We start from the raw sequence: 25,152 nt of genomic DNA, 5'->3' as shown, positions 1-25,152 counted from the left end.
GTTCAGGCCCGCGGGGAGCCTTCGTGAGCCGAGGTGTGCTCGGCCGGCCGAAGGCTCCCCGAAGGTGGGTGCGGTGGGTCAGTACCGCGGTCGGTCAACTACCTCTGACCGGTCAGTACTTGCGGTCGGGGAGCGCGGCCTTGGCCTGGTCCTGCATGAAGTCGCTCTCCTTGGTCTTGATCCAGCGCTCGACCGTGCCGCCCTCGTGGACCGTCTTGACGACCTCCATCAGCTGGGGGCCGAGCAGCGGGTTGCACTCGACGATGGCGTTGATCTTGCCCTCGGACATCGCGACGAAGCCGTCCTTCACGCCGTCGACCGAGACGATCAGGATGTCCTTGCCGGGCTTCTTGCCGGCCGCCTCGATGGACTGGATGGCGCCGATGGCCATGTCGTCGTTGTGGGCGTAGAGGACGTTGATGTCCGGGTTGGACTGGAGGAAGGCGGCCATGACCTGCTTGCCGCCGGCGCGGGTGAAGTCACCGGTCTGCGTGACGACGATCTTCCAGTCGTCGGCGTGGTCGGCGTCCATGACCTCCTTGAAGCCCTTGGCGCGCTCGATGGCGGGGGCGGCACCGGTGGTGCCCTCCAGCTGGGCGATCTTCACGTCGCCCTTGAGGCCGGCCTTCTCGATGACCTTCTCGAGGATCTTGGCGGCGCGGCGGCCCTCGTCGGTGAAGTCGGAGCCGACCAGGGTGACGTAGAGGGACTCGTCGGAGGTCTCCACCGAGCGGTCGGTGAGGACGACCGGGATCTTCGCGGCCTTGGCCTCCTTGAGCACCGCGTCCCAGCCGGTGACGACCACCGGGGAGAAGGCGATGACGTCGACCTTCTGCGAGATGTAGCTGCGGATGGCCGAGATCTGGTTCTCCTGCTTCTGCTGGGCGTCGGAGAACTGCAGCTTGTAACCCGCCTCCTTGGCCGCGGACTTCACCGAGTCGCTGTTGGCCGTGCGCCAGCCGCTCTCGGAGCCGACCTGGGAGAAGCCGAGGGTGATCGTCTTGCTGCCGCCGCCGGAGGAGGCACCGGTGGAGCTGTCGTCCTCCTTGGCACAGGCCGCGAGGGTGCCCGCCGCCGCCACGCCGATCGCCGCAGTGAGGAAGTTCCTTCTGTTGAGCATGTTTCTTCTCCTTTGAAGAGCCGGCCCGGGAGGACCGCTGTACTCGAGGGGACCGACTGCACTGCGTCCAGCCTGTCGATCATTATTCGAAATATCGGTCATACTGGTGTGCGAATTGACTGGTCGGTCAGTGGTGGCGTGTCAGTCGGGAGCGGTGCTGGCACGGACGACGAGGTGAGGTTCGATGGCGACCCCGGGCGTCCCGGACGGGGCCCGGCCCTCGATGAGGTCCAGCAGCAGGGCGATGCTCCGCTGGCCCACCGTCGCGAAGTCCTGGCGGACGGTGGTGAGCGGTGGAGCGAAGAACTCCGATTCCGGGATGTCGTCGAAGCCGACCACCGCGACGTCCTGGGGAGTGCGCACGCCCGCTTCCCGCAGGGCCCGCAACACCCCCAGTGCCATCTGGTCGTTGGCGACGAAGACGGCGGTCAGTCCACGGCCCACCCAGCCGGCCAGTTCCTGGCCCGCACGATAGCCCGACAGCGGACTCCAGTCCCCCCGAAGCGGCTGCGGCGGCTCGATGCCCGCCCCTTCGAGAGTGGCCCGCCAGCCGGCCTCACGGTCGGCCGCCTCCTGCCAGTCCTCGGGCCCGGCGAGATGCCAGACCCCGCGGTGTCCCGCGGCCAGCAGATGCCCGGTCGCCAGCCGTGCGCCCAGCTGCTGGTCCACGTTGACGCTGGGGATCTCCGCGCCGGACCCGGTTCCGACGGCCACCACCGGGAAGGGGTGGCGGAGTTCGGCGAGCGCCTCGACCGCCGAGCGCTGCGGGGCGAGGGCGATCACCCCCTCCACACCGCCCTCGCTGAGATGGTCGAGCGCCTCGGAGAGTGTCTCCACCGCCAGTCTGCGCAGACTGACCGTCGAGACGGTGTACCCCGCGGCGCGGGCCGCGTCCTCCAGGGCGAACAGCGTGCTGGCCGGCCCGTAGAGCGTGGTGTTGGAGGCGACCACACCCAGGGTTCGGGTGCGTCGAGTGACCAGGGCCCGTGCGGAGGAGTTGCGGCGGTAGCCCATCTCCTCGATCGCACGCAGCACCCGGGCCCGGGTCTCGTCCCGCACGTTGGGGTGATCCCCCAGAACGCGGGACACGGTCTGATGGGACACCCCGGCAAGGCGTGCCACATCGGCCATGGTGGGCGGCCGCAGCTGTAAGTGGTTCACGGTCGCACCTCCTGGCGTCGGCGATCGGTGAATGCGGTGCACATTGTGAGCGCTAACAATTCATGGCGGTCAAGAGGGGTGCAGCAGGGAAGTCGTCACGGTTGAATAACGCCGCAGGCTGCGGGAGTTGAAATACCGGACGGTTGTGCACGTCACCAAGACCGTTACGCCGTTCGACCATCCGACCCATTGACACCCCGGCCGAGACGTCCTTACCGTCAGGCCAGCATTTCGAACGTGAGCCGAAATTTCGAACAAGCCGGAAAGTCTAGGGAGTAGCTGACGTGCGCATCACGGGAATCAGCACGCACGTGGTCGGGACGCCATGGCGGAACCTGACCTACGTCCAGGTGCACACCGACGAGGGACTCACCGGCGTCGGCGAGACCCGCATGCTGGGCCACACCGACGCCCTGCTCGGCTATCTGCACGAGGCGAAGACCAACCACATTCTCGGGTCGGACCCGTTCGCTGTCGAGGATCTCGTCAAGCGGATGAAGTACGGCGACTACGGTCGGGCCGGCGAGATCGTGATGTCCGGTATCGCCGTGATCGAGATGGCCTGCTGGGACATCAAGGGCAAGGCCCTGGGCGTGCCGGTCTGGCAGCTGCTGGGCGGCAAGGTCACCGACAAGGTCAAGGCGTACGCCAACGGCTGGTACACCACCGAGCGGACCCCGGAGGCCTACCACAAGGCCGCCCAGGGGGTCATGGAGCGCGGGTACAAGGCGCTCAAGATCGACCCCTTCGGCACCGGGCACTTCGAGCTCGACCACGAGCAGAGCATGTACGCCGTCTCGCTCATCGAGGCCGTCCGGGACGCCATCGGCCCCGACGCCGAGCTGATGCTGGAGATGCACGGCCGGTTCTCCCCCGCCACCGCCGTGCGGCTGGCCAAGGACCTCGCCCCCTTCAAGCCCGCCTGGCTGGAGGAGCCGGTCCCGCCGGAGAACCTCAAGGCGCTGGAGAAGGTCGCCGCCAAGGTGGAGATGCCGGTCGCCACCGGTGAGCGGATCCACGACCGCATCGAGTTCCGCGAGCTCTTCGAGAGCCAGGCCGTGGACATCATCCAGCCCGACGTCGGTCACATCGGCGGCATCTGGGAGACCCGGAAGCTGGCCGCGACCGCCGAGACCCACTACATGCTGGTGGCCCCGCACAACGTGGGCGGCCCGGTGCTGACCGCCGCCTCGCTCCAGGTCGGCTTCACCGCGCCGAACTTCAAGATCCTCGAGCACTTCAACGATTTCGCCGACGCGGACATCAAGAAGGTGATCAAGGGCGCCCCGCAGGTCGTGGACGGCTACTTCGAGCTGTCGCACGAGCCGGGCCTCGGGGTCGAGCTGGACGTCGACGCCGCCGCCGAGTTCCCGCAGCAGCAGGCCCGCTTCGACCTGTGGGCCGACGGCTGGGAGCAGCGCAAGCCGAAGGGCACCCAGGAGTGAGTACCGCCGTCGTCATCGAGGCGCCCGGGGAGCACAGGCTCGTCGAGCACACCCCTCGTGAGCCCGCCGCCGGGGAGGCGCTGGTCCGCGTCCACGCGGTCGGCATCTGCGGCAGCGACCGCGAGGTGTACCAGGGCAACCGGCCCGAGGGGTACGTCCGTTACCCGCTGACCCCCGGCCACGAGTGGTCCGGCACGGTCGAGCGGGTGGGCTCGGGGGTCCCCGAGTCCCTGGTCGGCCGCAAGGTGGTGGGCGAGGGCTTCCGCAACTGCCAGGTCTGCGACCGCTGCCACGAGGGCGAGACCACGCTGTGCTCGGCGGGCTACGAGGAGACGGGCTTCACCGAGCCCGGCGCCATGGCCCCGACGCTCACCCTGCCGGCCCGGCTGCTGCACGCCCTCCCGGACGACGCCGACCTGACGGCGGCGGCGCTCCTGGAACCGGCCGCGTGCATCGCGGCCGCCGCTCTGAAGGCGAACGCGCGGCCCGGTGAGCGGGTCGCGGTCGTGGGCACGGGGACGCTCGGGATGTTCGCCGTGCAGTTCCTCAAGGCGGGCTCGCCCTCGGAGCTGCTCGTGGTGGGCACCCGCCCGGACCGCGCGGAGCTCTCGAAGAGGTTCGGTGCCACCGACTTCCGCACCCGGGACCAGGAGCTGCCGGACGACTTCGACGTGGTCATCGAGACCGCCGGGTCGGCGTCCGCCGCGAACACCGCGTCCGCGCTGCTCAGACGCGGCGGCCGGCTCGTCCTGACCGGTATCCCGGCCGCGGGCGCCGATGGTCTCGACCCCACCGACCTGGTCGTACGGCAGCTGGAGGTGCACACCGTCTTCGGTGCGCCGCCGGACGCCTGGGCGCACACGGTGCGGGTCTTCGGGGCCGGGCTGCTCGACCCGCTGCCGCTGGTCACGCACGAGCTGCCGCTGGACGAGTTCCCCGAGGCCATCGAGCTGGTGGGGTCCGGCGACCCGAAGGTCGGAAAGGTCCTGCTACGGCCGTGACCCACCCCTGAGCCGTACGCCGGTACGGAGTACCTGACGACTCCGTACCGGCGTACACCCAAAGCCTTGCGCATCCAGAGCCGCGACCCTCGTCCGATATATCGAACCTGAAGGACAGCTTGTGACCGAGACCACCGCCAGTGCGGCCCGACGACCCGGTGAGCAGGCGCTCGCCGCGCTCGGCCTGAACGCGCCGGCCCTCGACCCGTCCGACGCGTCCCCGCACACCTTCCCCGGTGGCGGACGCTGGCGCACCGAAGTGCCCTCCGTCGAGGGTCCCGAGGCCCTCGCCGTGGTCCTCAAGGAGTCCTCGCGGCTCGATGTGCCGGTCCACCGGATCAGCCAGGGCTCGGGCATCTGGATGCTCACCGACGCCGAGATCACCGAGATGGTGGAGGCGACCGCCGAGCGTGACATCGAGCTCTGCCTGTTCACCGGCCCCCGCGGCACCTGGGACATCGGCGGCTCCACCCGGACCGACTCCAAGGGCGGCGGGCTGCGCGCCCGGGGTCACGACGCGGTCGCCGGGTGCGTCGAGGACGCCGTACGCGCCACCGAGCTGGGTGTGAAGTGCCTGCTGGTCGCCGACGAGGGCGTGCTGTGGACGCTGCACCGGGCGCGGGTCGCCGGGATCATCCCGGCCGACACCACGCTGAAGGTGTCGGCGCTGATCGGACCGGTGAACCCGACCGCGTACGCCGTCTACGAGAACCTCGGCGGCGACTCGATCAACGTGCCCAGCGACCTGACGCTCGATCACCTCACCGAGATACGCCGGGTGTCGAGCGCTCCCATGGACATGTACATCGAGGCCCCCGACGATCTCGGCGGCTACATCCGGATGTACGAGGTCGCCGAGCTGATCCGGCGCGGCGCACCGCTCTATCTGAAGTTCGGCCTGTCGAAGGCCCCCGGGATCTACCCGTACGGGCACCACATGCGCGAGCTCACGCTGTCCACCGCCAAGGAAAGAGTGCGGCGTGGACGGCTCGCCCTGGACCTGCTCGCACGACACGGGGCGGACGGCGACATGGCGCCGCTCGGCTCTCGTCTGCCGGGCGAACTGAAGCGGTTCGAAACGCCTGCATAACGTTCCGGGCAACGTCTTCACAAAACTCGACGCAGTCACACAGACTCCGACACAACTTCGCCAGACCGCTTCGCTCCGAACATCAAGGAAGATGATCATGATCAACCGTAGAGCCGCTCTCTCCGCCATAGCCACCTCGGCCGTCCTGACCCTCACCCTCTCGGCCTGTGGCCAGGACAGCGAGGGCGGCAGCGCGGAGGAGACCGGCAGCGCCAAGGGCGGCACCATCGGCATCTCGATGCCGACCAAGTCCTCCGAGCGCTGGATCGCCGACGGCAAGAACGTCGTCGCGGACCTGGAGGCCAAGGGCTACAAGACCAGCCTGGTCTACGGCGAGGACGACCCGGAGAACCAGGTCTCGCAGATCGAGAACCTGATCACCAAGGGCGTCAAGGCGATCATCGTCGCGGCGATCGACAACAAGTCCCTCAACGGCGTGCTCCAGCAGGCCAAGGACGCGAACATCCCGGTCATCGCCTACGACCGCCTCATCCTGGGCTCCGCGAACGTCGACTACTACGCGTCGTTCGACAACACCAAGGTCGGCGAGCTCCAGGCCAACTACATCGTCGAGAAGCTCGGCCTGAAGGAGGGCAAGGGCCCCTTCAACCTCGAGCTCTTCGCCGGCTCCAACGACGACAACAACACCAAGTACTTCTTCAACGGTGCGATGAGCGTCCTGAAGCCGTACATCGACAGCAAGAAGCTGGTCGTCCAGTCCGGCCAGACGGGCCTCACCCAGGTCACCACGCTGCGCTGGGACGGTGCCACGGCGCAGAAGCGCATGGACGACATCCTCACCAAGTCGTACTCCAGCAAGAAGGTCGACGCGGTCCTCTCGCCCTACGACGGCATCTCCATCGGCATCCTGTCGGCGCTGAAGTCGGACGGCTACGGCACCAAGAGCAAGCCGCTGCCGGTCCTCACCGGCCAGGACGCCGAGCTCGCCTCGGTGAAGTCGATCATCGCGGGCCAGCAGACGCAGACCGTCTACAAGGACACGCGTGAACTGGCCAAGGTCGCGGGCAGCATGGTGGACGCGGTCCTCAACGGCAAGAAGCCGGAGACCAACGACACCAAGACCTACGACAACGGCGCGAAGGTCGTCCCCGCCTACCTGCTGAAGCCGGTCAGCGTGGACAAGACCAACTACAAGCAGGTCCTGGTCGACGGTGGCTACTACACCGAGGGCGACCTCAAGTAGTCCTTCGCCGCCTGTAGTCAGAACAGAGATTGGAAGGCACGACCATGGCGGGACCCGTCCTGGAAATGCGCTCGATCGTCAAGACCTTTCCCGGTGTCAAAGCGCTCTCGGACGTCACGCTGACCGTCCGGCAGGGCGAGGTCCACGCCATCTGCGGTGAGAACGGCGCCGGCAAGTCCACCTTGATGAAGGTGCTCTCCGGCGTCCATCCGCACGGCACGTACGAGGGCGAGATCCTCTTCGAGTCAGAGAGCTGCGCGTTCAAGGACATCCGCGCGAGCGAGGATCGCGGCATCGTGATCATCCACCAGGAACTCGCGCTGGTGCCCTACCTCTCCCTCGCGGAGAACATCTTCCTCGGAAACGAGCACGCCAAGAGCGGGCTCATCGACTGGCGCGAGACCCTGCGGCACGCCAGTGAGCTGCTGCGCCGCGTCGGTCTCAGCGACCACCCGGAGACCCGCGTCGCCGACATCGGCGTGGGCAAGCAGCAGCTCGTGGAGATCGCCAAGGCGCTCTCGAAGAAGGTGAAGCTGCTCATCCTCGACGAGCCGACCGCGGCGCTCAACGACGAGGACTCCGACAAACTCCTGGACCTGATCCTGGAGTTGAAGAAGCAGGGCATCACCTCGATCATCATCTCCCACAAGCTCAACGAGATCCGCAAGGTCGCCGACTCGGTGACGATCCTGCGCGACGGGCAGACGATCGAGACGCTCGACGTGAAGGCCGAGGGCACCACCGAGGACCGGATCATCTCCGGCATGGTGGGCCGCGACCTGGACCACCGCTTCCCCGAACGCACCGCGTACGAGGGCGAGTTGGAGTCGGCTCCGGCCCTGGAGATCCGCGACTGGACCGTGCACCACCCGATCGACCAGCAGCGCAAGGTGGTCGACGACGTGTCGATCAGCGTCAAGCGCGGGGAGATCGTCGGCATCGCGGGCCTGATGGGCGCGGGGCGCACCGAACTCGCGATGAGCGTCTTCGGCCGCACCTACGGCCGGCACGCGGGCGGCACGGTCCTCAAGGACGGAAAGGAGATCCGTACGAAGACCGTCTCCGAGGCGGTCAAGCACGGCATCGCGTACGTCACCGAGGACCGCAAGCACTACGGTCTCAACCTCATCGACACCATCAACCGCAACATCTCGCTCAGCGCGCTGGGCAAGGTGTCCAAGGGCGGGATCGTCGACGAGCACGCGGAGCGAAAGGTCGCCGAGGGCTTCCGCAAGTCCATGAACATCAAGGCGCCGACCGTCTTCGAGCCGGTGGGCAAGCTGTCCGGCGGCAACCAGCAGAAGGTCGTCCTCAGCAAGTGGATCTTCGCCGGTCCCGATGTGCTGATCCTGGACGAGCCCACCCGAGGCATCGACGTGGGCGCCAAGTACGAGATCTACACCGTCATCGACCAGTTGGCCGCCGAGGGCAAGGCAGTTGTCTTCATCTCCTCCGAGCTGCCGGAACTGCTCGGTATGTGCGACCGCATCTACACGATGGCCGCGGGACGGCTGACCGGTGAGTTCTCACGCGAAGAGGCCTCGCAGGAATCGCTGATGCGACAGATGACCAAGGACAAAGAGGTAACCCGATGAGCACCAACGTGACCAAGAGCCCGGCGGTGGCTCCGCCCGGGAAGAGCGGGGGACCGTCCTCCGGCAACGGGTTGCTGCAACTGATGCTGGACGGCCTGCGCCGCAACATGCGCCAGTACGGGATGCTGATCGCCCTCGGTCTGATCGTCGCGCTGTTCGCCGTGTGGACCGACGGTGTCCTGATCGAGCCGCGCAACGTCTCCAACCTGGTCCTCCAGAACGCCTACGTCCTGATCCTCGCGATCGGCATGATGCTGGTCATCATCTCGGGCCATATCGACCTGTCGGTCGGCTCGTTGACGGCGTTCGTGGGCGCGTTCGCGGCCATCCTGACCGTGCAGCACGACGTGGCGTGGCCGGTCGCCCTGGTGCTGTGCCTGGTGTGCGGCGCGGTGGCCGGCGGCATACAAGGGTTCCTCATCGCGTATCTCGGCATACCGTCGTTCATCGTGACCCTCGCCGGCATGCTGATCTTCCGCGGCTTCACCGAGATCCTGCTGGACGGCCAGACCCTCAGCCCGTTCCCCTCGGGCCTGGAGAAGATGGGCAACGGCTTCCTGCCGGAGACCGGCCCGGACACCAACTACCACAACATCACGCTGCTGCTGGGCATCGCCCTGATCGTCTTCGTGGTGCTCCAGGAGGTCCGGGACCGCAAGCGCCAGCAGGAGTTCGCGCTCGAGGTGCTGCCGCGGAACATCTTCCTGCTCAAGCTCACCTCGATCGTCGCCGCGGTCCTCACCGTCACGCTGCTGCTCGCCAGCTACAAGGGCGCGCCGATCATCCTGCTGATCCTCGGCGGGCTGCTCGTCGGCTACGGCTACCTGATGCGCAACGCCGTCTTCGGCCGCCACATCTACGCGATCGGCGGCAACCTGCCGGCCGCGAAGCTGTCCGGCGTCAAGGACAAGAAGGTCGTCTTCCTCGTCTTCCTGAACATGGGCGCACTCGCGGCCCTCGCGGGTCTGGCGATCGCGGCCCGACTGAACGCGGCCTCCCCGAAGGCGGGTCTGAACTACGAACTCGAGGCGATCGCCTCGGCGTTCATCGGTGGCGCGTCCATGAGCGGCGGTGTCGGCACCGTCCTCGGCGCGATCATCGGTGGTCTCGTCCTCGGTGTCCTGAACAACGGCATGAACCTCCTCAGCGTCGGCTCCGACTGGCAGCAGGTCATCAAGGGCCTCGCCCTGCTGGCCGCGGTCGGGTTCGACGTGTGGAACAAGCGCAAGTCCGGCTCGTAGACCTGATCGACCGGAACGGATCGGGCCCCGCCGCGAGGCGGGGCCCTTCCCATAGGAGGAACCGGTGAATGACGCGGAGGAACCGTTGAAGACCCTCTTCGGCACGCTCGCCGACGGGACGGAGATCCACCGCTGGTCGCTGGAGAACGGCGGCACCCGGCTGAAGGTCCTGTCCTACGGCGGGATCGTGCAGTCCCTGGAGACCCCCGACCGGCACGGCGAGTACGCGAACATCTCCCTCGGCTTCGACCGGATCGAGGACTACGTCGACTCCAGCCCGTACTTCGGCGCGCTGATCGGCCGGTACGGCAACCGCATCGGCAAGGGCCGGTTCACGCTGGACGGCGAGACACACCAACTCTCCGTGGACGACGGCGAGAACAGCCTGCACGGCGGCGCGGACGGCTTCGACCGACGGGTGTGGGACGTGGAGCCGTTCACCGACGGCACCGACGTCGGCCTGCGCCTGTCCCACACCTCACCCGACGGCGAGATGGGCTACCCGGGCACGCTCACGGCTCAGGTGACGTACACGCTCACCGACCGGGGCGACTGGCGCATCGACTACGAGGCCACCACCGACCGGGCCACGGTCGTCAACCTCACCAACCACGTCTACTGGAACCTCACCGGCGAGGGCGGCGGCACCGTCGAGGCCCACGAACTCCGGCTCGCCGCCTCCCACTTCACCCCCACGGACCCGGGACTGATCCCGACCGGTGAACTGGCGCCCGTCGACGGCACCCCCTTCGACTTCCGCGTGTCCAAGCCGATCGGCCGGGACCTGCGCACCGGACATCCCCAGTTGCTCGCCGCCAAGGGCTACGACCACAACTGGGTGCTGGACAAGGGGATCACGGCCGCCCCGGAGCCGGTCGCGACCCTGCACGACCCGGCCTCCGGCCGCACCCTGGAGATCGCCACCAACGAGCCCGGCGTGCAGTTCTACTCGGGCAACTTCCTGGACGGCACTCTGGTCGGCCCGAGCGGGCGCACCTACCGCCAGGGCGATGCCCTGTGCCTGGAGACGCAGCACTATCCTGACTCCCCGAACCACCCGTCGTTCCCTTCGACCGTGCTGCGACCGGGCGAGACGTACCGGACGACGACGATTCACTCGTTCCACGCGTGATGCCGCGCCTCCTGTGAAACTTCTTCACAGGTGACACACAAGTTCTTACCGATTTCTCAGCGGCTGAACAGTGCCACCCCAGCCTCCGTATGTAAGGGCGGCCCGTGCTCCCCCGCGCGGGCCACCCAAAGACGACGGGCCCGGACGTCCCCACCGGGCCCGCCCCATACGGAGGTTCCATGGGCGAGAACGTCACGTCGCTGTTCCGAGCCACCGCGGCACACAGCCCGTCGATGGCGGCGCTGACGCGGGCGGCCGGTGACGGTGGCGGACCCATCGACTTCTGTATCCCGGTCAATCCCTACTTCCCCACCCCGGGGATGTGGGACGAGATGTCGAGCCGGCTGCGCGACATCATCACGTACTACCCGAGCAGCGCCGACACCATCACCTCCGAGCTCTGCAACCTCCTCCAACTCCCCCCGCAGGCCGTGGCGATGGGCAACGGCTCCACCGAACTCATCACCTGGATCGACCATCTGCTGGTCCGGGAGTCCCTCGCCATCCCCGTCCCCACCTTCGGCCGCTGGACCGACCAGCCGATGGAGACCGGCAAGCGGGTCGACATGTTCCCGCTCCAGGAGTCCAGCGGATTCGCCCTCGACCTCGCGCAGTACGCCGAGTTCATCCGCGCCCGGGGGACGCGGGCGGCCGTCATCTGCAACCCGAACAATCCCGACGGCGGCTTCCTCCACAAGCACGCCATCGTGCAGTTCATGGACGCGATGGCGGACCTGGACCTGGTGGTCATCGACGAAAGCTTCCTGGAGTTCGCCGACGCGGAGGCCGAGCCGAGCGTGGTCCAGGAGGCCATGCTGCGGCCCAACGTGATCGTGCTGCGGTCGCTCGGCAAGAACTTCGGTCTGCACGGCATACGGTTCGGCTACATGGTCGCCAACCCCGCCCTCGCGGGCCGGGTCCGCTCGATGCTGCCGAAGTGGAACCTCAACGCCTTTGCCGAGTACGTGGTGTTCATGCTCAAGGAGCACGGCGCCGAGTACGCGCAGAGCCTCCAGCAGGTGTACCGGGACCGCCTCGACATGTCGAGCCAGCTCTCCGCGCTGCCCGGCCTCACCGTCTACCCCTCCCAGGGCAACTTCCTCTTCGTGCGCCTCCCCGTGGGCGCCGAGGGCACCGTGGTCCGGGACCGACTGCTCACCGAGCACCGGATCCTGGTCCGCGAGTGCGGCAACAAGATCGGCTCGTCCAGCCGCTTCCTGAGACTCGTGGTGCGCCCCCAGACGGACGTGCGTCGCCTGGTGTCCGGCCTGGAACAGGTGCTCTACGGGACCAGGAGGGGAGCCGCCGTACCCGAGCTGGCTACCGGGACCAGTTACAGCTCGGGTACGGCGGCCGTGGACCGGCTCGTCGGCGCGTCCAACGGGGCGGGGATGCCGGGGCTCGCCGCCCAGGCGATGGCGGCGGCGCCGTCGTACGGGGGTGGGGTGCCGATGCCTCAGCCGCAGCCGATGCCTGTGCCGGTGCCTGTACCGGCGGCGGCGCAGATGCCTCAGCCGGTTGCTCCGCAGGTGCCGCAGGTTCCTCAGTTCCCGCAGATGCCTCAGCCGGTTGCTCCGCAGGCGCCTCAGCCGATGGCTCCGGCCGCGGCGGCTCCGTCGCCGTTCGCCGCGCCTTCCGGGCCCACGCCGCCCGGGGTGCCGGCTCGGGGTGGGCTTACGGCGGCGCAGGTTCGGGGGACGAATGGGCTGGCGCCCGCGCCGGCTTCGGGGTGGCCGAACTCCGGGAGCTGGCCCAACGCTGCGGGGGCGTGAGTTCGCCTATTCGCCGTAGTGGCTGGTGACGCGGGGCGACTGCGGGTCCGTTGTGGCTGGTCGCGCAGTTCCCCGCGCCCCTGAGTGGGTGCAGTTACACCGGATTCAGCTTCCACTGTTGGCAGTTGTTGCCCAACCACGACCACTGCCGTACGTCCGCCGCGTCCGCTGTTGAGCAGTTCGCTACGTCCGCAACCTTCCCTGTGGCCTGGTTGACGATCCTCACCCAGCTGTTGTCGGTCACCACGAACCTGAACTTCTGGCAGGTGTTGTTCAGCCAGGTCCATTGGCGCAGGTCGGCGCCGTCGGCGCTTGAGCAGTCGGCCGTGTCCAGGACCTTGCCGGTCGCCACGTTGACCAGGCGGCTGGTGTCGTCGCCCTGGTCCTCGATGCGCCATTTCTGGTTGTTGCCGCCGTTGCAGGTGTACTGCTGGACGTTGGCGCCGTCGGCGGTCGAACTTCCGGCCACGTCAAGGCACTTGCCGCTGTTGCGGTTGGTGAGGGTGTACGTCGTGGAGGTGGCGGAGGGTTCTCCGGAGGGGCCGGTCATGCCGCCGCCCAGGGCGACCGGGGTGCCGAAGTTGGGGGTGCCGTCGGAGTTCCAGGTGAACTTCTGGGCGCGGGTGGTGCGGCCGTTGTCGCAGCCGTCGGAGGCGGAGTCGTTGGCGTGGTAGACGATCCAGTTCTCGGTGCCGTCGGGGGACGTGAAGAAGCCGTTGTGGCCGGGACCGTAGACGCCGGCGGAGTCGTTGCGCTGGAAGACGGGCGTCGACTTCTTGGTCCAGGAGGAGGCCGCCAGCGGATCGGAGCCGGTCAGGGTCAGCTGGCCGAGCTTGTAGTCCGGGGTCCAGCAGCCGCTGCCCGAGTAGATCAGGAAGGTCCGGCCGTTGCGCTGGAGGATCTCGGGGCCCTCGTTGACCGTGCCGCCGGACGTCTCCCAGGAGTACGTGGGCGTGGAAATCGTCGAGAAGCCGGTGGCCAGGGTGTACGGGTTGGACATGCGGGCCGCGACGAGGTTCTGGGTGCCGCCGCTCGCGCTGCCGAAGAGATAGAGCTGACCGTTGATGGTGGCGACCGTCGGGTCCAGCATCCAGGCGGAGTTGAGCTGGTTCTTGTAGGTGTACGGGCCCGTGGGGTCCGTGCCCGCGCTCTCCAGGACGTGGGTGCGCTGGGTCGCGTTGTAGTCGGTGATGTTCTGCCCGGCGACGTAGTACAGGTACCACTTGCCGTTGAGGAAGTGCAGCTCGGGCGCCCAGATGTTGCAGCAGCGCGAGGCGTTGTCGCCGGTCCACACCTGGATGTTGGGGGCGGTGGCGAGGCCGGCGAGCGTGGCCGACTTCCTCATGGTGATGACGTTGGTCCAACTCGTCGTCACCAGGTAGTAGTTGCCGTCGTAGTACGAGATCCAGGGGTCGGCGCCCTTCTGCGCCTTGATGGGATTGGTGAAGGAGGCCGCGCTCGCCGAGGACTGCCCGAAGGAGAGGGCGAGGACCAGTGCGGCCAGCAGGGTCAGTAGGCGACGGGCCATCCGCTGCTCCAGTTCAGTAGGTTGACGCCCAGCTTGGGCGTGCCGTTGTCGTTGCCGTCGTAGTAGTGGTAGACGATCAGGTCGCCGTCGGAGTCGTTCATGATCGACTGACCGCCGGGCCCGATGTACCGCCCGTGCGACTCGAGCACCGGCGTCCCGCCGTTGTTCATCAGCGAGACGCCGTTCTTGTCGTAGTACGGCCCGGTGACGCTGGTGGCGCGGCCGACCTTGACCTTGTACGTCGAACTGGTGCCGGCGCAGCAGGTGTCGTACGAGGCGAACAGGTAGTAGTAGCCGTTGCGCTTGACGATGTACGGGGCTTCGACGGCCTTGGTCCCGGTGGGGCGGGAGGCGATCGAGTACCGGGTGGTGTTGGAGGAGAGCTGCTTCCCGGTGGAGGGGTTGATCTGGATCATCTTCAGCCCCGTCCACCAACTGCCGAAGGAGAGCCACCACTTGCCGTCGCCGTCGACGAAGAGGTTGGGGTCGATGGCGTTGTAGTCGCTGGAGGTGGTGGAGGTGTAGACGGTGCCCTGATCGGTCCAGGAGCCCGGCAGACCGGTCGATGAACTGGCCAGTCCTATAGCTGACTTGTTGGATCCGAAGGTCGAGACGGCGTAGTACATCACGTACTTGCCGCCCTGGTACGAGATGTCGGGCGCCCATGCCTCGGTGGCGTACGAGGACCACCAGCCCGGCTTGGCGGTGAAGGCGTCGCTCCCGGCCGTGAACGCGATCCGGTCGGTCGAGGTCCGGTAACCGAGCCCGCCGCCGGTGCCGTACAGCAGATAGCGGCCGGCGGAGGTGCGGATCATCGTGGGGTCGTGGATGACGGTGGCGCCGGTGACCGTCCCGGGGTTGGGATACGCGGACGCGGTGGAGGGGACCAGGGCCAGCAGCAGGGCTGCGGGGACGGCGAGAAGTGCGGTCCTGCGGGAGGTGAGGCTCACGCTGACGTTCCTTCCGTTCGATATTCCGATCACTGATCAGAGCTTCGGACGGAAGGTAGAATCGAACCTCTTGCGCGTCAATGGCCCGGACATTCACAGGGGTTCGCAACCGGCGAGATCTTGTACGCAGATCAACTATTGGGCATAGTCCGTTCACAGCGTGAGGTTCGCGTGAAGAGCCCTCGTGTCATCCGCCTTTGCCCAGCAAGGAGATCACGGCATGCCCAAGATCAGACACCTGGCCATAACCGCCGCCGCGGCGGTGATCACCGTCGCGACGGCCACCTCGGCCTTCGCCGCCACCATCGACGACCAGGCCACCACCAAGGGCGCCCGCGGACTTGTGGGCTTCACCCGGGACGGCGACGTCTTCCGGATCCTCGACGTCGATGTCGACGGCAAGGGCGTACGGCTCCAGTACACGAACCCCACGACGGGCACGCCCTCCACGAGCGACACCAAGGTCAACGTGAACTACACGGGTGGCTACACCGGTTGGGACTACGACAACGCGTTCGTCTACAACACGAACTTCGACGAGGATGCCTGCTTCTACTTCCGGGCCGGCCTCGTCGACAACGGAACCTACGTCGATGACTCGTACGGCTCCTGGATCCTGGCCTGCGCCGCGAACTGACACCGGACGCGCCCGTAGATCAGCGGAACCTGTGAACCGGCAGGTCGACCTCGGCCCGGACCGTCTTCGCGGGCGGCTCCCGGTCCAGCACCTCCCACCGGTCCGCGAGCGCGTCGACGATCACGAGGCCGCGGCCGCCGTCATCAAGGGGACGCGGGTTTGGTACGACGCCGGGGGCGGGCGGTCTCAGTTCCGCACGGGTGTCGGTGACCTCCACACGGACACTGCCGGTGACCAGGCTGATCCGCAGCTCGAAGTCCCGCCCCGGCACGCGACCGTGGGTCACGGCGTTGGCGGCGAGCTCGGCGACGATCAGGGCGACCGCGTCGGAGGTGTCACTGCCGTGCGGGATACCCCAGTCGTGCAGCGTGGCCTGAGCGAGCCGACGGGCGAGGCGGGCGCCGCGCGGGGTGGGGCTGAGGCGCTGGGTGAACGCACGTACGGTAATCCGAAGGTGGGGGGCGACGGGTCCGGTCATGGGCCCAATCTGACGGCCGCGCAGGCCAATTCACCAGGTCCGACGCGCGTACGCTGCGGCAGCGTACGCGGTCACGGGGTGGACAGTACGCGTCACAGTCCGTGACTCTGGGCTCGGGAGGTGACCGACTGTGGTCGATGAGCCGGAGGCGTCGGACAGTTTGAGGACGTTCGGGGCGGTGCTCCAGGCACTGCGGGAGCACGCGGGGCTACCCCGGGAGGAGTTCGCCGATCGCGTGCGGTTCTCCAAACACACGGTGGCCTCCGTGGAGTTGGGACGGCGGATGCCGGATCCGGCGTTCGTGGAACGGGCGGAGGAGGCACTGGGCAATACGGGGGCGCTGCGCAAGGCGTTGCCGACACTGGCCCGACAGTCCGGGTTGGCGGCGTGGTTCCGGCGGTGGGCGCGGCTGGAGGCGACCGCGATCACGCTGTACACGTACGAATGCCGGCTGATTCCGGGGCTGTTGCAGACAGAGGCCTACGCGCGAACCCTGTTCACGAACCAGCTTCCGCCCCTGGACGACGAGCAGATCGAGGCGCAGTGGACAGCACGGGCCGCCCGACAACGCCTGCTGCGGGAGCGGCCGAACACTGCGTTCAGCTTCCTCTTGGAGGAGCACCTGTTCCGGCGGCGCACGGGTGGCGTCGACGTCACGCGCGAACTCATCGACCACGTGCTGGCGATCTCCGAGCTACGGAACGTGGAGATCCAGATCATGCCGACCGTGCAGGAGACGCATGCCGGGTTGGACGGCCCCGTGCAGTTGCTGGAAACCCCGGAGAACCAGTGGTTCGCCTACTGCGAGGGGCAGCGAGGCGGACTGCTCATCTCCGACGCGAAAGAGATCAGCGTCCTCCAACGGCGATATGCCACGATGCGGTCACAGGCTCTCACTCCCACCGACTCGATGAGCCTGTTGCGGCGGATACGAGGAGAGCTATGACTGCCGACGAACTTTCCTGGTTCAAGTCGAGCTACAGCAGCGGCGGCGACGGCGATTGTGTCGAGGTCGCCTTTTCGTGGCGTAAGTCCAGCTACAGCAGCAGCGGCTCCGGCGACTGCGTGGAAGTGGCCAACTGCCCCGCCACCATCCACATCCGCGACTCCAAGAACCGGCAGGGTCCCCAACTCGCCGTCTCCCGCGCCGCATGGGCCGACTTCCTCACCAGCACCACCGGTCACTGAAGCCGTCCCGCGACTCCCCCGCCACCCCGAAGCAGTCCCTCCACCGTCTCGGCGTCCTTCTCCGTGAGCAGCATTCGGACATCTCCCTGGCCGGACACGGCGTACCGCAGGTTCACCAGGCCGGTGCGCCAGCTGGGCTCGCAATGGACGGTCCCGCCCCGCGGGAGGGGGACCGCGGCGCCGCCCCGGCGGGAGAACGCCGGCCCCTCCGCCGCGCCGGCGACGACCTTTCCGTACACGAAGGCCTTTTTGCCCGTGCCCGCGGGCCACGAGACCCGGCACGGGATGCTCACCGTGCCGGAGGCAGCCAGGGCGGTGGCGCGGCGTGCGGCACGTCTGCGGTTGGCCGCGCGGACGGCGGTGCCGGTGCCGCCGGCGACCAGGGCGAGTAGCAGGAGCTCCAGCAAGAACGTCGGCATCAGGTCTCCCACCCCAGGTCAGCACATCGATCGGTGCATCGAACCACACCCGTCGACCCCCTGTCGGCATCCTGTCCCGCAAGAAACTTGACGCCCTCTCACTTTGCCGAACTGACAGCCCACCGACAGCAACCCTTCCTACGGTGCCGTGTTCATGACAGACACTTCGGAAGCAACCCCCACCCCGATCGGGCGACGCACCGTACTGATCGCCACCGGCGCCACCGCCGCGGCGGTCGCCGTGGGCGCCGCCGCGCCCGAAGCCTCCACGACCGACGCGACCAACACCGCTCCCGTCGCCGCCGCGGCCGTCTGCACGCTCACGAAGGAGATGACCGAAGGGCCCTACTACCTGGACGGCGCGCTCGTCCGTACCGACATCCGCGAGGACAAGACCGGGTTCCGGCTCAACCTCGCGCTCACCGTCGTCGACGACGACACCTGCGCCGTGATCCCCAACGCGCTGGTGGAGATCTGGCACTCCGACGCCCTCGGCGAGTACTCCGGCTACGTCGGCAACAACGGCCACAACGAGCCCGACAACGGCACCTTCCTGCGTGGCGGCGTCCTCACCAACGCAAGCGGCGTCGCCAACATCACCACCGTCTACCCCGGTTGGTACCGCGGCCGGTGCGTCCACATCCACGTCAAGGTCCACACCGGCGTCACGCTCACCTCCGACGGCTCCTTCACCGGCGGCGCCGAACTCCACACCGGGCAGCTCTTCTTCGACGAGACGGTCACCGCGAGAGTCGGCGCGCTCTCGCCCTACTCGGCGAACACCGTCACCCGCACCACCCTCGCCCAGGACTCCATCTACGACGACGCGGGCGCCTCCTCCGGCCTGCTGACCCTCACCGCCCTGGGCAGCAGCCCCTCCGCCGGTTACACCGGCACGCTCACCCTCGGCGTCGAACGCTGACGCCCGCCCGGACCTGAGCCTCTCCGGGTCCCGCCGCCGGCAGCGGGGCCCGGAGAGCGCGCTCCCTACGACTCCGGACACTCCTTCCACGCCATGTGGTAGATCGTGCTGATGTCACCGTCCGTCGAGTCCATGGTCATGAAGCTCACCTTGTTCGCGGACGTCGTCCCCGCGTTGACCCGGATCTCGGTGTTGATGTTGAAGTTGCGCTGAACACCGCAGGGCGCCCAGACCAGTTGAGCCCATTCGGTGCTGTCGGTGGCCTGCCAGTTGTCGTTGAGCGGGCCGCTGAAGGGGTGGCTCTTGAACGCGGTCTGCGACGAGCCCTGGAAGTAGTACGAGGCTCTCTGGGTGGCGCTCGCTCCAGGCTGGAGCGCGGCGAAGCCCCGGTAGTCCGCGTCGGCGATGGCGTACGTGAAGCCCTGCGGGACATGGACGACCAGGTTGAGCTGGCAGTTCTTGCGGAAGGCGGTCGGGTCCGAGCCGCCGCCCGCCTGGGCGAGGTAGTCGCTGTACGTCACCGTGAACGCCGTGTTGTCCTCGGAGACGGCGACCGCGGTCGTTCCGGCCGGGCATCCCGAGCCGTTCACCGTGGCGACCTTGATGATGATCTTGTCCGGCGGCGGGTCGTCGAACGCGTCGGACGGGCCCTGTGCGGGCAGTGCGGTGGTGAGCAGAGCGGCGAGCGCGCCGCCCAGCAGGAGTCCACCAGCCATGGTCTCTCCCTGATGAATTGGGGGGTGGATGTTGCACCCCGGACCGTAGGGAGAGACACACCTCGCGGTCAGGATGAACTCAAGCCATTCACAGGTGCGGTTTTCACAGGTTCTTCACAGTGTCTGAACTCTCGTGAAATAGGCGGCCGTTGACGAATCCGTCCCCAGGTCATTCACAGCCGCACATCAAGGAGTTCTTCAGATACGTCTCTAACTTCGCTCGGCATGACGGGAAACAACGAGCACCACAGCGAGCACGACGAGCAGCAGGAAACCGGTCGGCACCGCCTGGACAAGAGCGTCAAGCGGCGTCGCGTACTCATCGGCGGCAGCGGTGTCGCCGTGGCCGGCGGTCTCGCGGTCGCGGGCATCGCCTCCGCCGACCCCGGCAAGGGCGGCAAACCCACGAACGCAGCCACCACCACCGCCACCACCACCGCCTCCACCGCGGCCTCCACCTCGGCGAGCAGCGGCGTCTGCGTGCTGAACGCCGAGGTCACCGAGGGTCCGTACTCCTTGGAAGGCGCCCTCGTCCGCGAGGACATCCGGGAGGACAAGGAGGGCTTCGAGGTCCGGTACACCTTCACGGTCGTCGACCTGGCGAACGACTGTGCCCCGCTGGCCGACGCCCTCGTCGAGATCTGGCACTGCGACCACCTCGGCGAGTACTCCGGCTTCGTGGGCGGCAACGGCCACGACGAGGAGGACAACGGCACCTTCCTGCGCGGCGGTCAGATGACCGACGCGAACGGCGAGTGCGACATCGTCTCCATCTGGCCGGGGCACTACGTCTCCCGCGCCGTGCACGTCCATATGCGGGTGCACACGGACGTCACGCTCACCGACGACTCGTACACCGGCGGCGAGATCATCCACACCGGTCAGCTCTTCTTCGACCCCGACATCAACACCGAGATCCAGGCGACCTCGCCCTACTCGGCGAACACCACCCAGGAGACCCTGCTGGAGAACGACTCCATCTACGACGACGGCGGCGCCTCCTCGGGCCTGCTCACCCTGACCGCGCTGGGCTCCAGCGTGTCCGACGGCTACACGGCGACCCTGACCGTGGGCGTCAACAGCGACTGACCCACGGGTGATCAGGCGCTGACGGGCTGCCGCTCGGCGTGCTCGGTCTCCGCGGCCCTCTCCTGACGGTAGGCGCAGATCGAGTACGCCAGGGCGGCGGCCCACACCGCGTAGAGGACGACGTACACCACAGCGCTCACTCCACCGCCCGCCCCGATCCAGTCGCTCTTCAGCAGCGTACGGACGTTGGTGACGATGATGACGCCGCCGACCGCGGAGCCCAGGACACGCGGCGGCACCAGTCGGACCAGCCAGGCCGCGATCGGGGCGGCGACCAGGCCGCCGAGCAGGAAGGCGAGGACCCAGGTCCAGTCGAGGCCCTGGGAGCCGAGGGAGAGCAGGAAGCCGAGGCTGGCGGCGACGGCTACCAGGAACTCGCTGGTGTCGATCGAGCCGATCACCTTGCGCGGCTCCAGCCGACCACTGGCCAGCAGCGCGGGCGTGCCGACCGGCCCCCAGCCGCCCCCGCCGGTCGCGTCGAGGAACCCGGCGACCAGCCCGAGCGGGGACAGGAACCGCTTGCGCAGCGGCTTGCCGAGCCGGCCCTCGGGCAGGCCCCGGAAGGTGAAGCGGGACATGACGTACAGGCCGAGGCCGAGCAGGATCAGGGACATCACCGGCTCGGCGAGCTCCGTCGACAGCGACGACAGGACCGTCGCGCCGAGGAACGAGCCGATCGCGCCGGGGACGCCGATCCTGACGACGACCTTCCAGTCGACGTTGCCGAAGCGCCAGTGGGAGGCGCCGGACATCAGCGTCGTACCGATCTCGGCGAGATGGACGGTCGCGGAGGCCGCGGCCGGATTCGTACCCATGGCCAGCAGCAGGGTCGTGGAAGTGACGCCGTAGGCCATGCCGAGGCTGCCGTCCACGAGCTGGGCGCCCAGGCCCGCGAGGGCGAGCAGTGTCAGCGTGCGCATGCAGGAGGTCCCGTCCGTCGTCTCCGGGTTTTCCCACCGGGAAGGTAGGGATGAACGGGAGGTGACGGTAGGGCGTCAAGCTGAGCGGAGTCTTAGACCCGAATGAGGACGTTCACAGACAGCCTTGCAGGGCGTCGCTAGCGGATCGTCTAGGGGTTCTGCCACGCGGCCGGTTCCGCGGCCAGTGCCTGGACCGGTTCCGGAAGGGCGTCCGCCGCGATGTCGGCGATGGTCACGCCCTCGAGGATGCGGCGGACGTTGGCGCGCAGCGCGATCCACAGGGGCAGCAACGGCTCGGCCGAGCCGGTGTAGGAGAGCTGGTTGGGGCGTTCGCCCCGGACCGAGACGATCGGGCCGTCCACGGCCCTGATCACGTCGGCGACCGTGATCTCGGCCGCGTCGCGGGCCAGCCGGTAACCGCCGTTGCCACCGCGCCGGCTGTCGACGACACCGCCGCGCCGCAGGTCGCCGAGGATCCCTTCCAGGAACTTGTGCGGGATGTCCTGGGCGGCGGCGATGGCCTCCGCCTTGACCGAGCCCTCACCCTGTCGCACGGCGAGCTCCAGTACCGCTCTCACCGCGTAGTCCGCCCGTGCCGAGATCCTCATGCATCCCATTGTGAGGTGTGTCCCGTACGGCGTGGAGAATGGTCCCTCACTCGCGTCCCGGGAAACGCAGGCACAACAGGAGGCGACGCTCGCGTGGAGCTCAGCAGACGTACATTCAGCGCCCTGGCCGGCACGACCGCGCTCGGCCTGGCGCTGACCGGCAGTGGCGGCGCCCTGCCGTCCTCCGCCGCGCCCGGGCTCACGCCCACGGGGCCTCCGCCGAGCCCGCCCGCCGCGGACGGCGAGGCGCACACCGTCGGCTTCGACCGCTACTCGCTGCTGGTCGACGGCCGCCGACTGGTCCTGTGGTCCGGCGAGATGCACCCGTTCCGGCTGCCGAGCCCGTCGCTGTGGCGGGACGTGCTGCAGAAGATGCGCGCGCACGGCTACAACGCGGTGAGCGCCTCCGTCGCCTGGAACGTCCACTCCCCCGCGCCCGGCAGCTACGACTTCACCGGTGTCCGCGACCTGGACCTGTTCCTGCGCACGGCCGCCGAGACCGGCCTGTACGTGATCCTGCGCCCGGGCCCGTACCTCGACGCCGAGCTCGACGCGGGCGGTCTCCCCGGCTGGCTGACGGCGACCGAGGGCCGGGCCCGCACGACCGACCCGACCTATCTGTCGCACGCCGACGAGTGGCTGACGCGGGTGAACACGATCGCCGCCCGCCACCAGTACACCAAGGGCACCGGCACCGTCCTGCTCTACCAGCTCGAGAGCGGCGTCGACGGCGCCTACCTGTCCCATCTGCGCGCCAGGGCACGGGCGGACGGCATCGTCGTCCCGCTCCTCCCGCACGGCCGGGGGCGGGCCGGCCGCCTGGTGGCGGACTCCTTCACGGCCGCGGACACCGCGGGGATCCCGTGGGGCGGGGCGCCGTTCGACGGCAAGGGGTACGAGGAGGTGCGGCGGACCCGGGACGCGGCGTACGAGCGGAGCCTCCACCTCGCCGACCTGGCCGCCGGGATCACGCTGCACGACGACCGCATGGCGTTCGGCGGCACCTCCTGGGGCTGGCTGCCCGCGCCGCAGGTCTACACGTCCTACGACTACGGGGCGGCCTTCGACGAGGGGCGCCGGCAGACGGCCGGGCTCGCCCCGATGCAGCTCGGTCATCTGCTGCGGCAGATCCCGGACTTCGCGAAGCTGGACCGGGCCAAGGACGTGCCGTCGCCCGACGACCGGCTCCAGGTCCACCACCTGACCAACCGCGACACCGGCTCGCATGTCTACGTCGTGCGCAACGACTCCACCGAGGACGTCTCCACCCCGCTGCCGGCCGCCGGCATCGAGGTGCCCGTGACCGTCCCGGCCGGAGACACGCGGCTGCTCACCACCGAACTGAAGCTCGGTGGCCGGAAGTTGCGGTACGCCACCGCCCAGCTCGCGATGTTCGTCTCCGCCGGGCGGCAGGACATCGCCGTCTTCTCCGGGCGGTACGGCGACATGGCCCAGGTCGTCCTGGAGTGCCCGGAGGAGCCGACCGCGACCCGCCTCGACATGGAACCGGCGTGGATCTACGACCGTGGCCTGCTGCGGGTGACCTGTCCGCTCGGCGTCGGCGAACTGGCCCGGGTGAAGGTCGAGAACGGCGGCTCCGGCCGCCCGCTGATGCTGCTGTTCGCCGACGACGCGACCGCGCTGCGGCTGTGGCCGCACGAGACGCCGTCCGGGACGGTCCTGGTGTACGGCCCCTCGCTGGTGCGGGACGTCACCCTGGAGGGCTCCGCGGTCCATGTCACCGGCGACACGACCAAGGTGACCGGTCTGGAGGTGTGGGGCCCGCGCGGTATCGGTCAGGTCACGTGGAACGGACGCCCGGTGCCCTCCCGGATCAGCGCCACCAACAGCCTCCTCGCGCTCGCGCCGCTGGCCGGGCAGGGCCCGGTACCGCTGCCCGCGCTGGACAAGGGCTGGCGTCGACGCACCGGGAACCCCGAGTCCGCACCGGACTTCGACGACTCGGCATGGCAACGGGCCGACAAGAAGCGCTCGTTCAGCACCACCCCGGTCCCCAGGAAGCAGCCCGTGCTCTTCGCGGACGACTACGGCTTCCACTACGGCGACGTCTGGTACCGCGCCCGCCTGACGGACCTGGAGGGCGCCGAGTCGGTGTCCCTCGCCTACAGCACCGGCACCCAGGGCCTGCTGATGGCCTGGCTGGACGGGAAGCCGCTGGGCACCCACCGGATGCCGGTGCCGGACAAGGAGACGGCCCGGCAGGGCACTTGGACGGACACGGCGGTCCTCGACATCCCGGACAAGCTCCGCGAGAAGTGGGCGGAGGAGTCGCAGGACGAGTCGGAGGCCAGCGCGGAGAAGGCGGACCCGCACGTGCTGTCCGTCCTCGTCCGGCGGATGGCGCACGACCAGGACGGTGAGGCCCGCGACACCCACAAGGCGGCTCGTGGTCTGACCGGGGTCACCTTCAAGGGGGCGTCCCCGAAGGCGAGTTGGCGGATCCAGGGCGCGGCGGAGCCCGATCCGGTGCGCGGCGCGCTGAACAACGGTGGCCTGCACGGGGAGCGGGAGGGCTGGCATCTGCCCGGCTTCGACGACGGCGACTGGGAGTCCGTGGAATCGCCGCGTGGGGACCGCCGCCAGGGGGTGACGTGGTACCGCACCACGTTCCGGCTGTCCGTCGATCCCGGCACCGACGCCTCGATCGCCCTCACCCTCGACGACGATCCGGAACGCGCCTACCGGGTGGACATCTTCCTCAACGGCTGGAACATGGGGCAGTACGTCAACGACGTCGGCCCGCAGCACGCCTTCGTCCTGCCGAACGGCATCCTGCGCACGCGGGGTGCCAACACCCTTGCCCTGGCGGTCCTTTCGGACGGCACCACGGAAGCGGGCCCGAAGGACGTACGACTGACGCTGCTGGGTGCGGCGACGGGCGGGGTGACCGTGCGCAACCTGTGAGGAGGGGAAAC

The 25,152-nt window shown here is 68.5% G+C and carries 23 protein-coding genes; 14 read left to right on the top strand and 9 right to left on the bottom strand.

Annotated elements, in window-relative coordinates:
• Positions 1–112 precede the first annotated feature (112 nt).
• Positions 113–1,120 (bottom strand): ABC transporter substrate-binding protein, encoded by a 1,008-nt coding sequence (locus ABKA17_RS26030; protein WP_353694642.1) that lies wholly within the window; start codon positions 1,118–1,120, stop codon positions 113–115.
• Between the two features lie 141 nt (positions 1,121–1,261).
• Positions 1,262–2,281: a LacI family DNA-binding transcriptional regulator gene (locus tag ABKA17_RS26025; RefSeq protein ID WP_353694641.1), complete on the bottom strand. Its 1,020-nt coding sequence runs from the start codon at positions 2,279–2,281 to the stop codon at positions 1,262–1,264.
• 284 nt (positions 2,282–2,565) lie between these two features.
• Here ABKA17_RS26025 and ABKA17_RS26020 point away from each other — a divergent pair, with 284 nt between their 5' ends.
• From ABKA17_RS26020 to ABKA17_RS25985, 8 genes are all read left to right on the top strand, one after another.
• Positions 2,566–3,726 carry a mandelate racemase/muconate lactonizing enzyme family protein gene (locus ABKA17_RS26020; RefSeq protein ID WP_353694640.1) on the top strand — a complete coding sequence of 387 codons (1,161 nt, stop codon included), beginning with the start codon at positions 2,566–2,568 and terminating at the stop codon, positions 3,724–3,726.
• A complete protein-coding gene (locus tag ABKA17_RS26015; protein WP_353694639.1) occupies positions 3,723–4,727 on the top strand; it encodes a zinc-dependent alcohol dehydrogenase in 1,005 nt (334 codons plus the stop codon). Before ABKA17_RS26020 ends, ABKA17_RS26015 begins: the two co-directional genes overlap by 4 nt.
• 121 nt (positions 4,728–4,848) lie before the next feature.
• On the top strand, positions 4,849–5,817 hold the full coding sequence (locus ABKA17_RS26010) for a glycosyltransferase family protein (RefSeq protein ID WP_353694638.1): 969 nt from the start codon (positions 4,849–4,851) through the stop codon (positions 5,815–5,817).
• 97 nt (positions 5,818–5,914) lie between these two features.
• Positions 5,915–7,021, top strand: coding sequence for a multiple monosaccharide ABC transporter substrate-binding protein (gene chvE, locus ABKA17_RS26005; RefSeq protein ID WP_353694637.1), 1,107 nt, complete (start codon positions 5,915–5,917; stop codon positions 7,019–7,021).
• A 44-nt stretch (positions 7,022–7,065) separates the two neighbouring features.
• Positions 7,066–8,616, top strand: a complete 1,551-nt coding sequence (gene mmsA / locus ABKA17_RS26000) for a multiple monosaccharide ABC transporter ATP-binding protein (protein WP_353694636.1) — start codon at positions 7,066–7,068, stop codon at positions 8,614–8,616.
• Entirely contained in the window at positions 8,613–9,857 is a 1,245-nt protein-coding gene (gene mmsB / locus ABKA17_RS25995) for a multiple monosaccharide ABC transporter permease (protein ID WP_353694635.1), read from the top strand. The genes mmsA and mmsB overlap by 4 nt, the downstream gene beginning before the upstream one ends.
• Positions 9,858–9,921: 64 nt before the next feature.
• Positions 9,922–10,989 (top strand): aldose epimerase family protein, encoded by a 1,068-nt coding sequence (locus ABKA17_RS25990; protein ID WP_353694634.1) that lies wholly within the window; start codon positions 9,922–9,924, stop codon positions 10,987–10,989.
• Positions 10,990–11,168: 179 nt separating this feature from the next.
• Positions 11,169–12,761, top strand: a complete 1,593-nt coding sequence (locus ABKA17_RS25985; protein ID WP_353694633.1) for a pyridoxal phosphate-dependent aminotransferase — start codon at positions 11,169–11,171, stop codon at positions 12,759–12,761.
• 94 nt (positions 12,762–12,855) lie between these two features.
• Here ABKA17_RS25985 and ABKA17_RS25980 read toward each other — a convergent pair whose 3' ends face one another.
• Both ABKA17_RS25980 and ABKA17_RS25975 read right to left on the bottom strand, forming a co-directional pair.
• Entirely contained in the window at positions 12,856–14,289 is a 1,434-nt protein-coding gene (locus ABKA17_RS25980) for a family 43 glycosylhydrolase (protein WP_353694632.1), read from the bottom strand.
• Positions 14,271–15,239 (bottom strand): arabinan endo-1,5-alpha-L-arabinosidase, encoded by a 969-nt coding sequence (locus ABKA17_RS25975; RefSeq protein WP_353694631.1) that lies wholly within the window; start codon positions 15,237–15,239, stop codon positions 14,271–14,273. The genes ABKA17_RS25980 and ABKA17_RS25975 overlap by 19 nt, the downstream gene beginning before the upstream one ends.
• Positions 15,240–15,459: 220 nt before the next feature.
• Here ABKA17_RS25975 and ABKA17_RS25970 point away from each other — a divergent pair, with 220 nt between their 5' ends.
• Complete coding sequence (locus ABKA17_RS25970) at positions 15,460–15,876, top strand: hypothetical protein (protein ID WP_353694630.1); 417 nt, start codon at positions 15,460–15,462, stop codon at positions 15,874–15,876.
• 19 nt (positions 15,877–15,895) lie between these two features.
• On the opposite strand, the gene ABKA17_RS25965 is transcribed toward ABKA17_RS25970, so the two are convergent.
• Entirely contained in the window at positions 15,896–16,354 is a 459-nt protein-coding gene (locus tag ABKA17_RS25965; RefSeq protein ID WP_353694629.1) for an ATP-binding protein, read from the bottom strand.
• 130 nt (positions 16,355–16,484) lie between these two features.
• On the opposite strand from ABKA17_RS25965, the gene ABKA17_RS25960 reads away from it, so the two are divergent.
• On the top strand, positions 16,485–17,300 hold the full coding sequence (locus ABKA17_RS25960) for a helix-turn-helix domain-containing protein (protein WP_353694628.1): 816 nt from the start codon (positions 16,485–16,487) through the stop codon (positions 17,298–17,300).
• Positions 17,297–17,542: a DUF397 domain-containing protein gene (locus ABKA17_RS25955; RefSeq protein WP_353694627.1), complete on the top strand. Its 246-nt coding sequence runs from the start codon at positions 17,297–17,299 to the stop codon at positions 17,540–17,542. The genes ABKA17_RS25960 and ABKA17_RS25955 overlap by 4 nt, the downstream gene beginning before the upstream one ends.
• Here ABKA17_RS25955 and ABKA17_RS25950 read toward each other — a convergent pair.
• The gene (locus ABKA17_RS25950) at positions 17,536–17,961 is read right to left on the bottom strand and encodes a hypothetical protein (RefSeq protein WP_353694626.1); all 426 of its coding nucleotides are present in this window, start codon (positions 17,959–17,961) and stop codon (positions 17,536–17,538) included. The two genes, ABKA17_RS25955 and ABKA17_RS25950, sit on opposite strands and share 7 nt — an antisense overlap.
• Before the next feature lie 154 nt (positions 17,962–18,115).
• On the opposite strand from ABKA17_RS25950, the gene ABKA17_RS25945 reads away from it, so the two are divergent.
• The gene (locus tag ABKA17_RS25945; protein WP_353694625.1) at positions 18,116–18,883 is read left to right on the top strand and encodes an intradiol ring-cleavage dioxygenase; all 768 of its coding nucleotides are present in this window, start codon (positions 18,116–18,118) and stop codon (positions 18,881–18,883) included.
• 65 nt (positions 18,884–18,948) lie between these two features.
• On the opposite strand, the gene ABKA17_RS25940 is transcribed toward ABKA17_RS25945, so the two are convergent.
• Positions 18,949–19,599, bottom strand: a complete 651-nt coding sequence (locus tag ABKA17_RS25940) for a DUF4360 domain-containing protein (protein ID WP_353694624.1) — start codon at positions 19,597–19,599, stop codon at positions 18,949–18,951.
• Positions 19,600–19,824: 225 nt separating this feature from the next.
• Between ABKA17_RS25940 and ABKA17_RS25935 the strand changes: the two genes are divergently transcribed.
• A complete protein-coding gene (locus tag ABKA17_RS25935) occupies positions 19,825–20,688 on the top strand; it encodes an intradiol ring-cleavage dioxygenase (RefSeq protein WP_353694623.1) in 864 nt (287 codons plus the stop codon).
• Positions 20,689–20,699: 11 nt separating this feature from the next.
• Here the strand turns inward: ABKA17_RS25935 and ABKA17_RS25930 are convergent, their stop codons facing one another.
• Both ABKA17_RS25930 and ABKA17_RS25925 read right to left on the bottom strand, forming a co-directional pair.
• On the bottom strand, positions 20,700–21,608 hold the full coding sequence (locus ABKA17_RS25930) for a sulfite exporter TauE/SafE family protein (RefSeq protein WP_353694622.1): 909 nt from the start codon (positions 21,606–21,608) through the stop codon (positions 20,700–20,702).
• A 149-nt stretch (positions 21,609–21,757) separates the two neighbouring features.
• Complete coding sequence (locus ABKA17_RS25925) at positions 21,758–22,216, bottom strand: RrF2 family transcriptional regulator (protein ID WP_353694621.1); 459 nt, start codon at positions 22,214–22,216, stop codon at positions 21,758–21,760.
• A gap of 93 nt (positions 22,217–22,309) precedes the next feature.
• Between ABKA17_RS25925 and ABKA17_RS25920 the strand changes: the two genes are divergently transcribed.
• Positions 22,310–25,141, top strand: a complete 2,832-nt coding sequence (locus ABKA17_RS25920) for a glycoside hydrolase family 35 protein (protein ID WP_353694620.1) — start codon at positions 22,310–22,312, stop codon at positions 25,139–25,141.
• Positions 25,142–25,152 lie beyond the last annotated feature (11 nt).

The sequence above is a fragment of the Streptomyces sp. RG80 genome (genome assembly GCF_040446465.1).
Classification (GTDB): Bacteria; Actinomycetota; Actinomycetes; order Streptomycetales; family Streptomycetaceae; genus Streptomyces.
The sequence above is the reverse complement of the archived record's forward strand: the minus strand, read 5'-3'. Positions and strand labels throughout refer to the sequence as shown.

Bases quoted from the DNA above. Each gene is read 5' to 3' on its own strand.
- ABKA17_RS26030 (WP_353694642.1), bottom strand. From the start codon at position 1,120: ATGCTCAACAGAAGGAACTTCCTCACTGCGGCGATCGGCGTGGCGGCG.
- chvE (WP_353694637.1), top strand. From the start codon at position 5,915: ATGATCAACCGTAGAGCCGCTCTCTCCGCCATAGCCACCTCGGCCGTC.
- mmsA (WP_353694636.1), top strand. From the start codon at position 7,066: ATGGCGGGACCCGTCCTGGAAATGCGCTCGATCGTCAAGACCTTTCCC.
- mmsB (WP_353694635.1), top strand. From the start codon at position 8,613: ATGAGCACCAACGTGACCAAGAGCCCGGCGGTGGCTCCGCCCGGGAAG.
- ABKA17_RS25985 (WP_353694633.1), top strand. From the start codon at position 11,169: ATGGGCGAGAACGTCACGTCGCTGTTCCGAGCCACCGCGGCACACAGC.
- ABKA17_RS25980 (WP_353694632.1), bottom strand. From the start codon at position 14,289: ATGGCCCGTCGCCTACTGACCCTGCTGGCCGCACTGGTCCTCGCCCTC.
- ABKA17_RS25970 (WP_353694630.1), top strand. From the start codon at position 15,460: ATGCCCAAGATCAGACACCTGGCCATAACCGCCGCCGCGGCGGTGATC.
- ABKA17_RS25965 (WP_353694629.1), bottom strand. From the start codon at position 16,354: ATGACCGGACCCGTCGCCCCCCACCTTCGGATTACCGTACGTGCGTTC.
- ABKA17_RS25955 (WP_353694627.1), top strand. From the start codon at position 17,297: ATGACTGCCGACGAACTTTCCTGGTTCAAGTCGAGCTACAGCAGCGGC.
- ABKA17_RS25950 (WP_353694626.1), bottom strand. From the start codon at position 17,961: ATGCCGACGTTCTTGCTGGAGCTCCTGCTACTCGCCCTGGTCGCCGGC.
- ABKA17_RS25945 (WP_353694625.1), top strand. From the start codon at position 18,116: ATGACAGACACTTCGGAAGCAACCCCCACCCCGATCGGGCGACGCACC.
- ABKA17_RS25940 (WP_353694624.1), bottom strand. From the start codon at position 19,599: ATGGCTGGTGGACTCCTGCTGGGCGGCGCGCTCGCCGCTCTGCTCACC.
- ABKA17_RS25935 (WP_353694623.1), top strand. From the start codon at position 19,825: ATGACGGGAAACAACGAGCACCACAGCGAGCACGACGAGCAGCAGGAA.
- ABKA17_RS25930 (WP_353694622.1), bottom strand. From the start codon at position 21,608: ATGCGCACGCTGACACTGCTCGCCCTCGCGGGCCTGGGCGCCCAGCTC.
- ABKA17_RS25925 (WP_353694621.1), bottom strand. From the start codon at position 22,216: ATGAGGATCTCGGCACGGGCGGACTACGCGGTGAGAGCGGTACTGGAG.